Here is a 14,744-nt window from a genome sequence, read left to right on the forward strand (position 1 = left end):
ATCAGCTGTTTCTTTGTCCGGGAACAGCATCCGTGCCGCGGTGCGTGCCGTCGCGGACCGTTCCGACGTACTCCTCGAGGAGATCCTCGAGCGCGACGATACCGATCACCACTCCGTCAGCGTCCGTGACAGCGCCGAGGTGCGAGCTGGCCCGACGAAGGCCGGCCAACGCTTCGGCCAGCGGTGTGCTGAGCGGAACGATGGGCAGCGGCCGGATATCCGACGTCGGAACGACGGTGTCCGGTCCAGCGGCCTCGTCGAGCACCTCGTCGAGCACGTCCTTGAGGTGCACGTACCCAGCCAGCGATCCGTCGCTCGCTCGCACCGGGTAACGCGAGTATCCGGTCTCGATGACCGCACGCTCGATCTCACCCAGTGTTGTTCCCGACGGTGTTAGGGGAATGGTCCGCACCTTGTCGAGAGTGATCAGGACCTCGGAGACGGTCCGATCGGTCGATTCGAGTGCCTGCTTCAAGCGCCGGTGTTCTTCGGCGTCGATCAGACCTTCGGATCGCGACTCACCGATCATCGCGGACAACTCCACCGCCGAGACCGTGACGTCGAGTTCGTCCTTGGGTTCGACGCGCAGAAGCTTGAGCACTCCGTTCGCGCACAGGTTGTAGAACGCGATGATCGGGCGAGCGATCTTGATGAACGCCAGATGCACGGGAACGAGCAGCATGGCCGTCTTCTCGGGGCCGGCCAACGCGATGTTCTTGGGCACCATCTCGCCGAGCAGGATGTGCAGCACGACGACGAGCGACAGCGCGATGGCAAACGAGATCGGGTGCAGCAATCCGTCGGGCAGGCCGACGGCTTCCATCGGCACCTCGAGGAGGTGCGCAATGGCGGGCTCGGCGACCTTACCGAGGAGGATCGAGCAGATCGTGATGCCCAGCTGAGCCGCCGCAAGCATGAGCGAGAGGTTCTCACCGGCCTTGATGACTGTGAGCGCCCGCTTCTTGCCTTGCGCGACCAGTGCTTCGAGGCGGTCACGTCGTGCGGAGATCAGTGCGAACTCCGCACCGACGAAGAATGCATTGCCGGCGAGCAGCACGACGGTGAGGAGTACACCGAAGAGGTTATTCATCGTCGGACTCCTTCTTGCTGTCGTCTGCGGATTCGGGTTCGACGTAAGCGGGGACCGGCGTGATGGTCACCCGGTCGATACGGCGGCCGTCCATGCCGGTCACTCGTGCAATCCACTTTCCGCGCGAATCACCGGACGAGTCGACGTCGGGCAATTCCACCTCGTCACCCTCGTCGGGGATGCGGCCCAGTTCGGTGAGCACCAAGCCGCCGAGCGTGTCGTAGTCGCCTTCGGGAGCGGTGTACCCGGTAGCCGAAGTGACCTCGTCGATGCGCAGGAGACCGGAGCACGACCATCCGTCGCCGACGCGCTGCACGTCGAGTTCGGGTTCGTCGTGTTCGTCGCGCACATCGCCGACGATTTCCTCGATGAGGTCTTCCATCGTGACGATGCCGGCAGTTCCGCCGTACTCGTCGACGACGAGCGCAACCTGCATACCGTCGGAGCGGATTCGCTCCATGACGGTGTCTCCGTCCAGGCTCGACGGCACGACGGGAACACGTTGAGCCAGACTGTCGACGCGCGTCGTGCGCCGACGTTCGGCCGGAACGGTGAACGCGTGCTTGATGTGTACGACGCCGACCGTGTCGTCGAGATCGCCGCGAACGACCGGGAAGCGCGAATAGCCGGTCCGCGACGCCGTCACGATCAGGTCTGCGACGGTGTCCGAGAGTTCCAGCGATTCGATCTTCACTCGCGGAGTCATCAGCTCTTCTGCCGTGCGGTCACCGAACTGCAGTGAACGGTCGACGAGCATCGCCGTGCCCTTGTCGATGGACCCGCGCTGCGCGGACGTCCGCACGAGGGACCCGAGTTCCTGCGGTGATCGCGCGGAGCGCAATTCCTCCGCGGGTTCGATGCCCAGGCGTCGCACGATCCAGTTGGCGGTTCCGTTGAGGCCGTTGATGGCCCACCGGAAGATCAGCGAGAACCCTGCTTGCAGGCCCGCAGTCGCGCGGGCGGTGGGCATCGGCTTGGAGATTGCGAGGTTCTTCGGTACGAGCTCACCGAAGATCATGGAGAACGAGGTCGCGATCACGAGCGCCAGGATCAAAGACGTTGTCGATGCCGCGGATTCACTGAGCCCGACGGCCTTCGTGACCGGTGTGATGAACCGTGCCAGGACCGGCTCGGCCAGGTAACCGGTGATCAGGGTTGTGATCGTGATGCCCAGCTGAGCGCCGGAGAGCTGGAACGAAAGAGTCTTGTGCGCGTGTTGAACCTGCCGCGAGCGTCGGTCGCCGCCACGAGCAGCTTCGTCGACGGTGCTGCGTTCGAGCGCGGTCAGTGAGAATTCGGCCGCCACGAAGAGGGCGGTGCCTGCAGTCAGCGCGATGAAGCCGACCAGGCTGAGAATGGTGAAAACGATGTCCATGTGTCATCGCCACCTGAGATGTGCACGGGGGCCGCCGGGTTTGTCTCCCGGCTCGCTAGAGGAGCCCTCCGAACCGGCGGAATCAGAAGATTCCTCGGATAATACGACGGGTGTAGCGCCGGGTAAGTGTGTGGGTGCCTCGGGCACCGGGTTCCTTTCGTCAGAGCCGAGTAGTTCTCGGCTGTAGCGGGCTCGGTCGGGTCGCCGAAGGGCACCCGACCGAGTTTTGTTTTCTGTTTACGGATCCAATGATACCGGCGGGTGCCCGGGAGTAGGGACCCGAGCACCCGCCGACAGTCACAGAACGTGGTTCACCAACCAGACGGAAGCGGCCGTCCTTCGGCAAATCCGGCGGCGGACTGCACGCCCAGAACGGCCTTCTCGTGCAGCTCCTCGAGAGAGCGCGCACCCGCGTACGTGCAGGTACTGCGCACGCCGGAACAGATCTGATCGATCAGGTCCTCGACTCCGGGGCGCTCGGGATCGAGACGCATCCGCGAACTGGAGATGCCTTCCTCGAACAATCCCTTACGGGCGCGATCGAAAGCCGTTTCGGTGGCTGTGCGAGCGGCAACAGCGCGCTTGGAGGCCATACCGAAGCTCTCCTTGTACGCGTTGCCCGCCTGATCGACTTTGAGGTCGCCGGGGGACTCGTACGTGCCGGCGAACCACGAGCCGATCATGACGTTCGACGCGCCCGCCGCGAGGGCGAGTGCAACGTCGCGGGGGTGGCGAACGCCGCCGTCGGCCCAGACGTGCTTGCCGAGCTCACGTGCCGCTGCAGCACATTCCGCGACGGCCGAGAACTGCGGGCGTCCGACGCCGGTCATCATGCGAGTCGTGCACATGGCTCCGGGTCCGACGCCGACCTTGACGATGTCCGCGCCTGCGGCGATCAGATCACGGGTTCCCTGTGCGGAGACCACGTTGCCTGCGACCAACGGGACGCCGAGATCGAGCGCCTTGAGGGTGGTGAGTGCATCGATCATTCTCTGCTGGTGACCGTGAGCCGTGTCCACGACGATCACGTCGGCACCGGCGTCGACGAGTGCCTTGGCCTTGGCGCCCACGTCACCGTTCACACCGACCGCCGCAGCGACCCGGAGTGCGCCGCGCTCGTCGACTGCGGGGTCGTAGATGCCGGCACGGATCGCGCCGGTGCGGGTGAGGACGCCGGCAAGAGTCCCGTCTTCGTTGACGATGACCGCCAGCGGATCGTGCTTGGTTTCGAGCAGTTCGAAGACCTCACGCGGTGTGGCGGTGACCGGGGCCGTGACGAAGTCGGTGATCGCGACGGTACGTAGGCGAGTGAACCGATCGACATCCGCGCAGGCACCCTCGGTGACGACACCGAGAGGCTTACCGTCCTCGACCACCACGACCGCGCCGTGAGCGCGCTTGGGAAGCAGCGCCAGCGCATCGGAGACGGCGTCGTCCGGACTCAGCGTGACCGGCGTATCGGCGACGAGGTGGCGGCTCTTGACGAACGCCACGGTCTCGGCGACAGCTTCGGTGGGGACGTCCTGCGGAATGATGACCAGTCCGCCGCGGCGGGCGACAGTCTCCGCCATGCGGCGGCCGGCGACTGCGGTCATATTGGCGACCACGACGGGAATGGTCGTTCCGGATCCGTCGGAAGAATTGAGATCGACGTCGAACCGAGAGGTGACCTCGGTCCGGTTAGGGACGAGGAAGACGTCGTCGTAGGTCAGGTCGTATGGGGGGCGTTGCCCTTCGAGGAACTGCACGTTTCACGAGCCTACCGTCGATTCCGCCGTAGCGCCCTCGGTATCGCGCGCTTGTGAGCGGGAAAGGGCGATCGTGGTCATGATCATGACGGCGACGGCGCACCCGATGAGAGCAATTCCGGGACCGTCGACGCGGAGGCGTTCGTCGAGCACTGTCATCCCCAGGAAGATGGCCGCGATCGGCTCGCCGATCGTCAGGGCGGGTAGCGACGCCGACAGCGGCCCGACCTGGAACGCGCGCTGTTGCAGGTAGACCCCGATTGCGCCCGAGGCGATCAGCGCCCACGTCTGCCATGCCGAAATCACCCCGACGACGCCGTGGCCGAGTAGGTCGGTGACGTACTTGGTGAATGCGACGGCGACGCCGTAAAAGATGCCTGCCGCAGAGCCGAGAAGCAGTGCGCGCCAGCCGCCGTCGAGTTTGGACAAGCCGCCGACAGTTGCGGCCACGGCCACTGCGACCGTAATCGTCAGGGGCACAGCCCAATCCGACCATGAAGCATTGCTGTCTCCCTCGGTGGGATCGCCGACGACGAGGAAGATCGCCAAGGAAATCGCGAGCATGATCGCCAGTGACCACGCGGAACGGGTGATGCGGATTCCCGAGAATTTGGCCGAGAGAGGCAGCGCGAACAGCAACGAGGTCACGATCAGCGGCTGCACCACCAACACCGAACCCAACGACAGTGCAACGGCCTGCATGACGTACCCGCCGCCGTCACCGATCAGCCCGGCCCACCACCGAGGACTGCGAATCAACGACGCCACCAACGCCTCGCCCTCGGGAACCGCGGACGCCGCCCGTTGCTGAGCGACCGAAGCGCACGCGAAGAGCAGTGCAGCGAGAAGTGCGCAGAGAACCGAGATCAGTGGAAGATCACCCATTCCCTCAGTGTGCGCGCTTGCCCGCCCGATTTCCGGCAGACGGCTTTCCTGCGCCGGGTGCGCCGCGACGCGGGGTCAAGCCCTTGGACGCCAGACGCTCCGAACGGGTCGGGACCGGAGTGCCGTCCGCACGGATCTTCTTCACACTCTTCGGATCGGTGACGCGCCGCGAGGAGGCGGCGCGCTTGTCGCCGTCCTTCTTCATCCGGCCTCCGGCAGCGGTCCGGCCTGCAGTGTCGTGTTCCTGACGGCCACGCTTGGCGGTGTGCTTGACGGCAACCGTCGTATCGGGAGCCTCGACCGGAATTCCCGTCGGCTCCATCGCACCGGTGATGCGCGTGAGTTCAAGATCGTCAGGACGAACCCGCACACCGTGAACCTTGATGCCTGCCTGCTTGGTCAACTTCTCGACCGAATCACGTTCTTCGTCGGTGACGATGGTGACGACGACGCCTGATTCCCCGGCGCGTGCCGTCCGGCCGGCCCGGTGCAGGTAGTCCTTCGCCTCGGCCGGGGGATCGACGTGAACGACGAGCGTCACGTCGTCGACATGGATTCCGCGCGCGGCGACATCGGTGGCGACCAGGACCGGTGTTGTCCCGTCGGAGAACGACGCGAGGGTCTTGGTCCGATTGTTCTGCGTCTTGCCGCCGTGCAGAGCCCCGGCCGAGACGCCGATCAAATGCAGTTGCTGCGCAAGACGATCCACACCGTGCTTGGTCTTGACGAACATGATGGTCCGCCCCGCGCGCGAAGCGATATGTGCGACAACGGATCTCTTGTCGTCGCGGTCGACGAAAAGCAGGTGATGCTCCATGGTCGAGACGGTCGCAACCGGGGGAGCAGTCGAGTGCGACGCCGGATTGCGCAGGTAACCCGCGACCAGATCGTCGACCTTGCCGTCGAGTGTCGCCGAAAAGAGAAGACGCTGACCGTCTTTCGGAGTCGTGTCGAGAATCTTCGCAACCTCGTCGATGAAACCCATGTCTGCCATGTGGTCGGCTTCGTCGATGGTCGTGATCACGACGTCGTCGAGAATCACCGACTTCTGCTCGAGTAGGTCGAGCAGGCGCCCGGGGGTCGCAATCAGCAGATCGACGCCGCGGGCAAGGATGTCGGCCTGACGCTTGATCGGAACGCCCCCGACCGCATTTGCCACACGCAAACCGATCTCGGTAGCGGCGTCGTCGAGTGCCTTGTGGATCTGGATCGCCAGCTCACGGGTGGGAGCGAGCACCAAACCGCGCGGACGATTCCGCTTGCTCGCCCCACCCTTGAGGCGCACCAGCATCGGAAGCCCGAAGGCCAGAGTCTTTCCGGAACCCGTCGCACCGCGCCCGAGTACATCCCGACCGGCAAGAACATCGGGGATGGTTGCCGACTGAATGGGGAAGGGGGCATCGATGCCGCTTCGGCGCAACGCGTGCACCATCACGGCGGGGATTCCGAGGTCGACGAACGAACGCCCTTCGGTCGAGGTGGGCGAGTCGATCGTCGATTCCTGCATTTGTCCAGGCTACCGGGTATCGGTAGACGCAGATGACCGCATCTACCGATACCCGCTGTGAATCAGGCCTCGATTTCGCTGCGGTCACCGCTCCACAGTGTGTGGAACTTGCCCGGCTTGTCGATGCGCTCGTAGGTGTGCGCGCCGAAGAAGTCGCGCTGACCCTGAGTCAGGGCGGCCGGCAGACGCTCCGCGCGCAGACCGTCGTAGTACGACAGCGAGGACGCGAACGCAGGTACCGGAATGCCGAGCATCGTCGCGGTGGCGACCACGCGGCGCCAGCTGTCGATGCCTGCCTCGATGGCCTCGCGGAAGTACGGCGCCAGAATCAAGCTCGGCAGGCTCGGATCGGCGTCGAACGCGTCCTTGATGCGGTTGAGGAACTGCGCACGGATGATGCAGCCACCGCGCCAGATCGTCGCCAGGTCGGCAGGCTTGAGGTTCCAGTCGTACTCGGCGCTGCCGGCAGCGATCTGATCGAAGCCCTGCGCGTACGCCACGATCTTCGACGCGTACAGCGCGGCCTGGATGTCGGCGGCAAACTGCTCGGCGTCAGCAGGCTTGTCGCCGAGAGAGCCGGCAGCCAGACCCTGCGCCTGAGCTGCGGCGCGCTGATTGCGGCTACCGGACAGTGCGCGAGCAAATACGGCCTCGGCGATGCCGGTGACCGGCACGCCCAGATCCAGAGCGGACTTGACCGTCCAGCGGCCCGTGCCCTTCTGCTCGGCAGCGTCGACGATGACGTCGACCAAAGGCTTGCCCGTCTCGGCGTCGACCTGGCGGAGCACCTCGGCGGTGATCTCGATCAGGTAGGACTCGAGGGTGCCCTTGTTCCACTCGGTGAAGACGTCGGCAACCTGACCGGCGTCGTAGCCCAGAGCGTCGCGGAATAGGTTGTACGCCTCGCCGATGAGCTGCATGTCGGCGTACTCGATGCCGTTGTGCACCATCTTGACGAAGTGACCGCTGCCGTCGGGGCCGATGTGCGTGCAGCACGGGGTGCCGTCGACGTGAGCGGAGATGGACTCGAGAAGCGGGCCGAGAGCCTCGTAGGACTCCTTCGGGCCGCCCGGCATGATCGACGGACCGTTGAGTGCGCCTTCTTCGCCACCGGAGATACCGGCGCCGACGAAGTGCAGTCCGCGGGCGCGGATCGCCGCTTCACGACGGATCGTGTCGGTGTAGAGCGAGTTGCCACCGTCGATGATGATGTCGCCGGGCTCCATGGCGTTTGCGAGCTCTTCGATGACAGCATCGGTCGGGGCGCCGGCCTTGACCATGATCAGGACGCGTCGCGGCTTCTGAAGTGCGGCAACAAACTCCTCGACGGTCTCGGTGCGCACGAAATCGCCCTCGGAACCATGCTCGGCGATCAGGGCATCGGTCTTCGCGATGCTGCGGTTGTGCAGGGCAACGGTGTGACCGTGGCGGGCGAAATTGCGGGCAATATTCGAACCCATGACGGCCAGGCCGGTGACGCCGATCTGAGCTCGGGGTGATTCGGTGCTAGTGGTTGACATGCTTACAGCTTTCCCTCTCGGTCCGCGGCTGTGAAATCCTGCGCTGTGCGCAGCCGAAAACGGTGCGGCCGCGACGCGCGTGAACATCAGACCGTGCATACAAAACACGGATGCAGATCACTTTAATTGCAGTGACCTGCATCCGTCTCGATACAGCTTCCGGCACAGCCGGAAGGTTTTCAGTGTTCAGTTGTCGAGCCGCAGCTCAGCGCAGGTATTACCGCTGATCGCGCTTCGGGCCGTCGAATCCGTCATAGCTACGACGGTCGGTGCGGCTGCGGAAGCCGCCACCGCTGGTCGAGGCTGCACGGTTGTCGCCGCCTTCGCGGTTTCCCTGGTATCCACCGGAGGAGCGGTTGCCCTGGTAGCCGGTCGAGGGGCGGCTGTCGCGATCGCCGTACGAGCGGTTGTTGTCACGGCTGCCCTGGTATCCACCACCGGACGAACGGTTGCCCTGGTATCCGCCGCGGCTCTCGCCGTCACGGCTTCCCTGGTATCCGCCCGACGAGCGGTTGCCCTGGTAACCCGTCGACGGGCGGCTGTCGCGGTCTCCGTAGGACGGACGGCTGTCACGGTTGCCCTGGTAACCACCGCTGGAGCGATCACCCTGGTATCCACCACCGGACGAACGGTTGCCCTGGTATCCGCCGCGGCTCTCGCCGTCGCGGTTGCCCTGGTAGCCACCCGAAGAGCGGTTTCCTTGGTATCCGGTCGAGGGGCGGCTGTCGCGGTTGCCCTGGTAACCACCACTGGAGCGATCACCCTGGTATCCGCCGCGGCTCTCGCCGTCGCGGTTGCCCTGGTAGCCACCCGAAGAGCGGTTGCCCTGGTATCCACCGGACGAGCGGTTGCCCTGGTAGCCGCCACGGCTTCCACCACGATCACCGAAGGAACGCTCGCCACGAGAAGAGCTCTCGCGCAACGGTTCTCCGGTCGGCTTCTTGGCGCCGGTGATGCGAGCAAGTTCAGCAGAACCCGGGGTGACGGCAACGGCTGCGGCATTGACGCCGGCCATACCGGTCAGACGCTTGAACTGACGCTTCTGGTTCGGCAGCACGATGGCGACAACGGTGCCCTTCTCGCCGGCGCGAGCGGTACGACCAGCGCGGTGCAGGTAGTCCTTGTGGTCGGCCGGGGGATCGACGTGAACGACGAGGTCGATGCCGTCGACGTGGATGCCGCGTGCTGCGACGTCCGTTGCGACGAGGACCGGGGTGCGGCCGTTCTTGAAACGCTCGAGGACGCGGGTGCGCTGGTTCTGTGCCTTGCCGCCGTGAAGCGACTCGGCAGCGATGCCGACTGCGCGGAGGCGGTCGGTGATTCCCTCGCAACCGAGCTTGGTGCGGGCGAACATGATGGTGCGTCCGTCGCGGGCACCGATCTCGGCGAGAACGGAATCCTTCTGTCCACGATCGACGAGGAGAACGTAGTGCTCCATCGTGTCGACGCTTGCGCGGCCGTCTTCGGTGGAGTGGGTGACGTGGTTGGCCAGGAACTGACGAACCAGCGACTGGACCTCACGGTCGAGGGTTGCCGAGAACAGCAGACGCTGTCCGTCTGCGGGGGTCTCACCGAGGATCGAGCGAACCTCGGGCAGGAAGCCCATGTCTGCCATCTGATCGGCTTCGTCGAGTGCGGTGATTTCCACCGAGTCGAGGATGCAGGTGCCCTGACGCAGGTGGTCGCCGAGACGACCCGGCGTTGCGACGAGGACGTCTACGCCGCGTCGGAGCTGATCGACCTGCTTGGCGAACGGCGTTCCACCGACAGCGGGACGAACCGTGAGTCCGAGTGCGCCGGCGTAGGAGTTGAGGGAGTCGACCACCTGGAAAGCAAGCTCACGGGTGGGGACGAGCACGAGTGCGCGGGGACGCTTGGCGGCCGGGCGATCTTCGTGGCGTGAGAGGCGGGTCAGCATCGGCAGGCCGAAGGCGAGGGTCTTGCCCGATCCGGTCTGTGCGCGGCCGAGAACGTTGGTTCCGGCGAGCGCGTCCGGGATGGACTGCGCCTGGATGGGGGACGGGACGGTGATGGAGTTGCGCGCCAATGCGGCAACAAGCTGCTCGGGCAGGCCGATCTCGGCGAAGGTGATACCCGGCTCGGTGGCGACTGCTTCTTCGGCAGCGGGGGTGTTGACGGTGGGGTCTTCGATGTTCTCGGAAGACGACATTTGGACAGCGTTGGTCACGCGGAAACCTCTCCGGACTACGGGCACGTCGCGGAGCGGAAGAAGCCATGCTGAAATACACGACACAGTTCGCAAAGGGACGAGCCAGGGCACATGTCACCTGGCAATCCGAACGCATACTGCGGGGAATTGGGCTGTGTGCCGTTATATGTTGACGGACCACGATGGTGGCCGTGATCCACTCTACGCCACCGGGGACACCGAAGTCAGGTAGCCCCGCCTGTGACCTGCACTACTACACGGGGTTACGCAGGTCAAGACTCAGTATGCGTTGAAAAGCAGTCGAAGTTCGGTGAGCCAGGGCACAGCCACCGCAACCGTGGGAACAACGAGAATCGCGACCGCCCCGAGATACGCAAAAACTGCGATGCGGGGATCTGCGTCGTCGGCCGAGAGGCGTTGCACTCGGATGAGCGTCGACGGCCCGCCCGCTGCCATTGCCCCGCGGGGTGCCGTCGATCCGGCACACGCGACAAGCGCCCGCGCGAGGGGAGTGGGACCGGTAGCCCGCACGGCTGAATCGTCGGCGAGCAACTCCACCAGTAGCTGCACCGATCCCAGGGCCGACTTGCTACGAACGAAACGGGGGAACGCGTGGTTGACGGCAGTGAAAGCCTCGAGGACCAGATCGTGACGAGCTCGCAGGTGGGAACGCTCGTGCGTCAGGATGGCTTTGACCTCGGCATGATCGAGGTTCTGCAGAGTGCCTTGACTGAGAACCACGCGTTGACGCAGACCTGGCAGGCAGTATGCGATCGGTTCGTCGACGTCCAGTACCCGCAGATCGGGTGTGCGTTCCACCGACGCGGGCATGGCGCAGTCGTCGAGAAGGTCCACCAACACGCGGTGACGTGCACGGCGACGTCGGGTTCTCACAGCGACCTGGATGATCGAGAAGATCAGCTTCGCGCCGATCAGAAGCGTCAGGGCAAAAACAACCACGTACAGAATCCACAGCGGGAGCCCGAGTGCATCGATTTCGGCGGTCGGGGCCGTCGTCGGCCTACCGTCAGTGCCGGGAACGAGCAGCTGGCTGGCAATGGCCAGGCCCGAGCTGAATGCCGACAGCACCGCAGCAATTGCGACGGCTTGCCACAGAACCAACGCCGCGCGTGGAGCGCGGTAAGGCCACGTGGAGCGGCTCAGGAGTGCGGGAACCGGACCGGCCAGCAACAAGGCAAGCAGTCCGAAAACCAGTGCAGTAGTGGCGTTCATGTCCTACACATCATGCACGACGAAATCAGTTCGGCCTAGAAATTCCGGGCTGCGCAGCCTTTTTCGCGGACTCGCGCACCTCGAGGGCAGCGAGCGCCTCGCGGAGAGCATCGGCTTCGTCAGCATTGACCTGTCCCACGAAGTGGACGAGCGCCGCGGCGCGACCGCCGGACTCCGGAGCCTGGGCCAGCGCGTCGACCATCAGACTCGCGACCAGTTCTTCGCGTTTGTTGACGGGAAGATAGCGATGTGCGCGATCGTCACGCTGCTGAATCACCAGATGCTTCTTCGCCAGGCGCTGCAGAACGGTCATTACCGTCGTGTACGCCAATTCGCGATGCGTCGCGAGTGCTTCATGCACCTGTCGCACAGTTTGCGGTTCCGATGTGGACCACAAATGATCCATCACCGCGCGTTCGAGTTCACCTAGACCTGCCATTCTTCGATTCTACGGACTTCCACGACGAAATACGTACTACTGGTAGTAGTAACCACCTCGGTGGGGGTGTGGTATTGGCCATAGTGATCTGCGTGACGGTTACGGTGGTGTGAGACGACGGAATTCCCGACAATGACGATGCCCGATAATTGCAAGCCAACAGTCGATCCGCAGAAAGTAGCCGCACGTAGATGACGATCGACAGTTCGCCGGGCACCGAAGAATCGACATCACGGGCGCGGGTAGTCACGCAGAAAGCTGCCGGCATCATCCGTTTCGGCATTCGCGACGCACCATTGACGGTCGTTCTACTTCTCACCATGTGGATCGTGGGTGCCGCAACCGGCAGCCTCGTTCACGGACCGTCCCGCGATCTCGAGCACACGATCGGTGCCGGAATGGGCTCGATCCAGCACGGCCGCATCTGGACTCCGCTCACGTCCGTGCTGTGGGCAGGAAACCTGCTCGGGTACCTCGGCGCGACCGTGCTCCTGATCGCAGTCGCCGCACCCCTCGAACGCCGAATGGGAACGATCAAGCTTGCGATCGCCGGCGCAAGCACTCAAATCTTGGGAGTCCTGCTCGGGCTCGGCTGGGCGTCGTTTGCGAAGGTGTTCGATTCCAGTTGGGGATTCCGCCTCCACGTGGGCTCCGCGGTCGGAGCCAGTGCATGGATCGTCGGCGCTGCGATGGCCGCCAGCTCGAACATGGGCACCCTGTGGCGCCGTCGCATTCGCGTCGGAACTTTGGCGTTGACGATCACTTTGGCCTTGTTCAGTGGTCAGCTGCAAGACGTCATCCGATTCTTTGCCGCTGTGGTGGGTTTGGTGATCGGACAGTGGATCGTCGGACGATCGGCGCGCGGTGAGCGCATCGCCGGGACACAGCGAGAGGGTCGCGTCCTGGTCGCCATCGTCGTCGCGGCGAGTGCGATCGGCCCGATGATCGCCGCATTGTCCCCGCAGGCGGTCGGCCCACTCGCGGTCCTCCGTGACCTCTTCCGCGGAGTTCCCTGGACTGTCGCCGAGGTTCGAGAACTGTGTGAGGAGTCCTCGTCGGATCCGGACTGCCGACGAGGACTCCTCGAGCTCAGACTCTCCGGTATCGGCCCGACTCTGCTCTCGCTGATGCCGTCGATCTTCGTTCTCGTGTTGAGTGACGGGCTCCGTCGTGGCCGCAGATTTGCCTGGATTGCGACAGTGTGTGCTCAGGTAGTCCTACTCGTCCTCTCGATCGGGAACTTCGTCATCAGGTTCGTCGACGCCGTCGACAGTGACAGCTTGTTCTACGGAATCAGCGATCCGAACGTGTACCGAACTCTGGTGCCGTTCCTGACACCGCTCTTCGTACTGATCCTGCTGATCGCGACACGTCGATACTTCGACGTCGCGGCCCCGGCCAAGACATACCGACGTCTCGGTGCTGCGATCGTGACCTTGCTCGCGGTCCTCGCCGTGATCTACGTCGGCGGCGGAATGCTCGCCAGGCACGGGTTCGATCGCGAGCCCACCGTAACGATGTTGCTCGCGGACTTCCCTCAGCGCCTTGTACCGCCCGTGTACCTGCAGTTGATCGATCCGCGTCTGCTTCCCGTGGACATCGAGTCGACGTTGCTCTTCGAGTGGACCGGCGTCGTGTTCTGGGGCGTCGCCGCCGTGTTGGTGTTCGTGAGTTTCCTCAAGCCGGTCAAGACCGCCGATCCCAAAGCCGCCGAACGAGCACGATCCATGTTGATCGCCGGTACCGGCAGCCCGTTGTCCTGGATGACGACGTGGAAGGGAAACACATACTGGTTCAGCGCGGACGGTTCGAGTTACGTCGCGTATCGCGTCATCGCCGGTGTTGCTCTCACAACCGGTGATCCGGTCGGTCCTCCAGATCGCATGCGCACGGCGATCGAGGAGTTTGCCGAGTTCGCTTCGTCGAACGGTTGGATTCCCTGCTTCTATTCAGTGACCGACGACGCCCGAAGCATCACTGATTCCATGGGCTGGAGCGGCCTGCAGGTCGCCGAGGAAACCGTGCTCGACCTCGGACAGGTCGCGTTCACAGGAAAGCGGTTCCAGGATGTGCGAACAGCACTGAACCGGGCGAAGAAGTCCGGGATCACGGCCGAGTGGATTTCCTTCCCTCATGCACCTCTCGCGATCAAGGATCAGATAGTTGCGATCTCGGAGGAATGGGTGGCGGACAAGGGGATGCCCGAGATGGGATTCACCCTCGGCGGACTCGACGAGATCGACGACGAACAAGTGCGGTGCCTGATCGCCGTCGACGAGGATCGCACCGTGCACGGTGTCACGTCGTGGCTACCGGTGTACCGCGACGGCAAAGTCGTCGGGTGGACACTCGACTTCATGAGGCGACGCTCCGAAGGATTCCGTCCCGCGATGGAGTTCCTCATCGCCTCCGCTGCACTGAAATTGGAGGAGGAGGAGGACGTCGAGTTCCTCAGTCTGTCCGGTGCACCGTTGGCAACAATCGCCGGTGATTCCGAGAGGAATGCGAACGAACCGGAGGCCACGACTTTCTCGGCGATGATGGACAGCGTGCTCGACCTGCTCGGTCGCACCCTGGAACCGGTGTACGGATTTCGTTCGCTGTTGGCCTTCAAATCGAAGTTCCAGCCTCGGTACGTGCCGATGCACATGACCTTCGCCGATCCAGCCGCGTTGCCGAGCATCGGGAACGCGGTCGGACGGGCGTACCTGCCGACCGTGACGATCGGTCAGGGATTCAAACTTGTTCGGACGATTCTGGGTCGCTGATTCGCGATC

10 protein-coding genes are annotated in these 14,744 nt (G+C 64.1%); 1 reads left to right on the forward strand and 9 read right to left on the reverse strand.

The genetic code is table 11. The annotated features are described in order from the left end of the window. Position 1 precedes the first annotated feature (1 nt). The 9 genes from RA302_RS14675 to RA302_RS14715 form a co-directional block, all read right to left on the reverse strand. The gene (locus tag RA302_RS14675) at positions 2 to 1,090 is read right to left on the reverse strand and encodes a hemolysin family protein (protein WP_003944826.1); all 1,089 of its coding nucleotides are present in this window, start codon (positions 1,088 to 1,090) and stop codon (positions 2 to 4) included. Then, entirely contained in the window at positions 1,083 to 2,465 is a 1,383-nt protein-coding gene (locus RA302_RS14680; protein ID WP_003944847.1) for a hemolysin family protein, read from the reverse strand. Before RA302_RS14680 ends, RA302_RS14675 begins: the two co-directional genes overlap by 8 nt. 311 nt (positions 2,466 to 2,776) lie before the next feature. Beyond that, entirely contained in the window at positions 2,777 to 4,213 is a 1,437-nt protein-coding gene (locus RA302_RS14685) for a GuaB1 family IMP dehydrogenase-related protein (RefSeq protein ID WP_030536381.1), read from the reverse strand. Positions 4,214 to 4,216: 3 nt separating this feature from the next. After that, positions 4,217 to 5,098, reverse strand: a complete 882-nt coding sequence (locus RA302_RS14690; protein ID WP_030536380.1) for a DMT family transporter — start codon at positions 5,096 to 5,098, stop codon at positions 4,217 to 4,219. Between the two features lie 4 nt (positions 5,099 to 5,102). Continuing rightward, positions 5,103 to 6,605 (reverse strand): DEAD/DEAH box helicase, encoded by a 1,503-nt coding sequence (locus tag RA302_RS14695; RefSeq protein ID WP_003944962.1) that lies wholly within the window; start codon positions 6,603 to 6,605, stop codon positions 5,103 to 5,105. Between the two features lie 62 nt (positions 6,606 to 6,667). After that, the gene (gene gndA / locus RA302_RS14700; protein WP_007730904.1) at positions 6,668 to 8,125 is read right to left on the reverse strand and encodes an NADP-dependent phosphogluconate dehydrogenase; all 1,458 of its coding nucleotides are present in this window, start codon (positions 8,123 to 8,125) and stop codon (positions 6,668 to 6,670) included. Between the two features lie 217 nt (positions 8,126 to 8,342). Then, complete coding sequence (locus RA302_RS14705; RefSeq protein WP_030536379.1) at positions 8,343 to 10,313, reverse strand: DEAD/DEAH box helicase; 1,971 nt, start codon at positions 10,311 to 10,313, stop codon at positions 8,343 to 8,345. A gap of 261 nt (positions 10,314 to 10,574) precedes the next feature. Continuing rightward, on the reverse strand, positions 10,575 to 11,528 hold the full coding sequence (locus RA302_RS14710; protein WP_007730909.1) for a M56 family metallopeptidase: 954 nt from the start codon (positions 11,526 to 11,528) through the stop codon (positions 10,575 to 10,577). Positions 11,529 to 11,553: 25 nt separating this feature from the next. Beyond that, the gene (locus RA302_RS14715; RefSeq protein WP_003944876.1) at positions 11,554 to 11,967 is read right to left on the reverse strand and encodes a BlaI/MecI/CopY family transcriptional regulator; all 414 of its coding nucleotides are present in this window, start codon (positions 11,965 to 11,967) and stop codon (positions 11,554 to 11,556) included. Between the two features lie 191 nt (positions 11,968 to 12,158). On the opposite strand from RA302_RS14715, the gene RA302_RS14720 reads away from it, so the two are divergent. Further along, the gene (locus RA302_RS14720) at positions 12,159 to 14,735 is read left to right on the forward strand and encodes a phosphatidylglycerol lysyltransferase domain-containing protein (protein WP_030536378.1); all 2,577 of its coding nucleotides are present in this window, start codon (positions 12,159 to 12,161) and stop codon (positions 14,733 to 14,735) included. Positions 14,736 to 14,744: the final 9 nt, after the last annotated feature.

This window comes from Rhodococcus sp. DN22, assembly GCF_036669995.1.
Classification (GTDB): Bacteria; Actinomycetota; Actinomycetes; order Mycobacteriales; family Mycobacteriaceae; genus Rhodococcus_F; species Rhodococcus_F erythropolis.

What these genes read in the sequence shown, in the direction of transcription:
- RA302_RS14675 (WP_003944826.1), bottom strand. Translation starts at nt 1,090, where the DNA reads ATGAATAACCTCTTCGGTGTACTCCTCACCGTCGTGCTGCTCGCCGGC.
- RA302_RS14680 (WP_003944847.1), bottom strand. Translation starts at nt 2,465, where the DNA reads ATGGACATCGTTTTCACCATTCTCAGCCTGGTCGGCTTCATCGCGCTG.
- RA302_RS14690 (WP_030536380.1), bottom strand. Translation starts at nt 5,098, where the DNA reads ATGGGTGATCTTCCACTGATCTCGGTTCTCTGCGCACTTCTCGCTGCA.
- RA302_RS14695 (WP_003944962.1), bottom strand. Translation starts at nt 6,605, where the DNA reads ATGCAGGAATCGACGATCGACTCGCCCACCTCGACCGAAGGGCGTTCG.
- gndA (WP_007730904.1), bottom strand. Translation starts at nt 8,125, where the DNA reads ATGTCAACCACTAGCACCGAATCACCCCGAGCTCAGATCGGCGTCACC.
- RA302_RS14710 (WP_007730909.1), bottom strand. Translation starts at nt 11,528, where the DNA reads ATGAACGCCACTACTGCACTGGTTTTCGGACTGCTTGCCTTGTTGCTG.
- RA302_RS14715 (WP_003944876.1), bottom strand. Translation starts at nt 11,967, where the DNA reads ATGGCAGGTCTAGGTGAACTCGAACGCGCGGTGATGGATCATTTGTGG.
- RA302_RS14720 (WP_030536378.1), top strand. Translation starts at nt 12,159, where the DNA reads ATGACGATCGACAGTTCGCCGGGCACCGAAGAATCGACATCACGGGCG.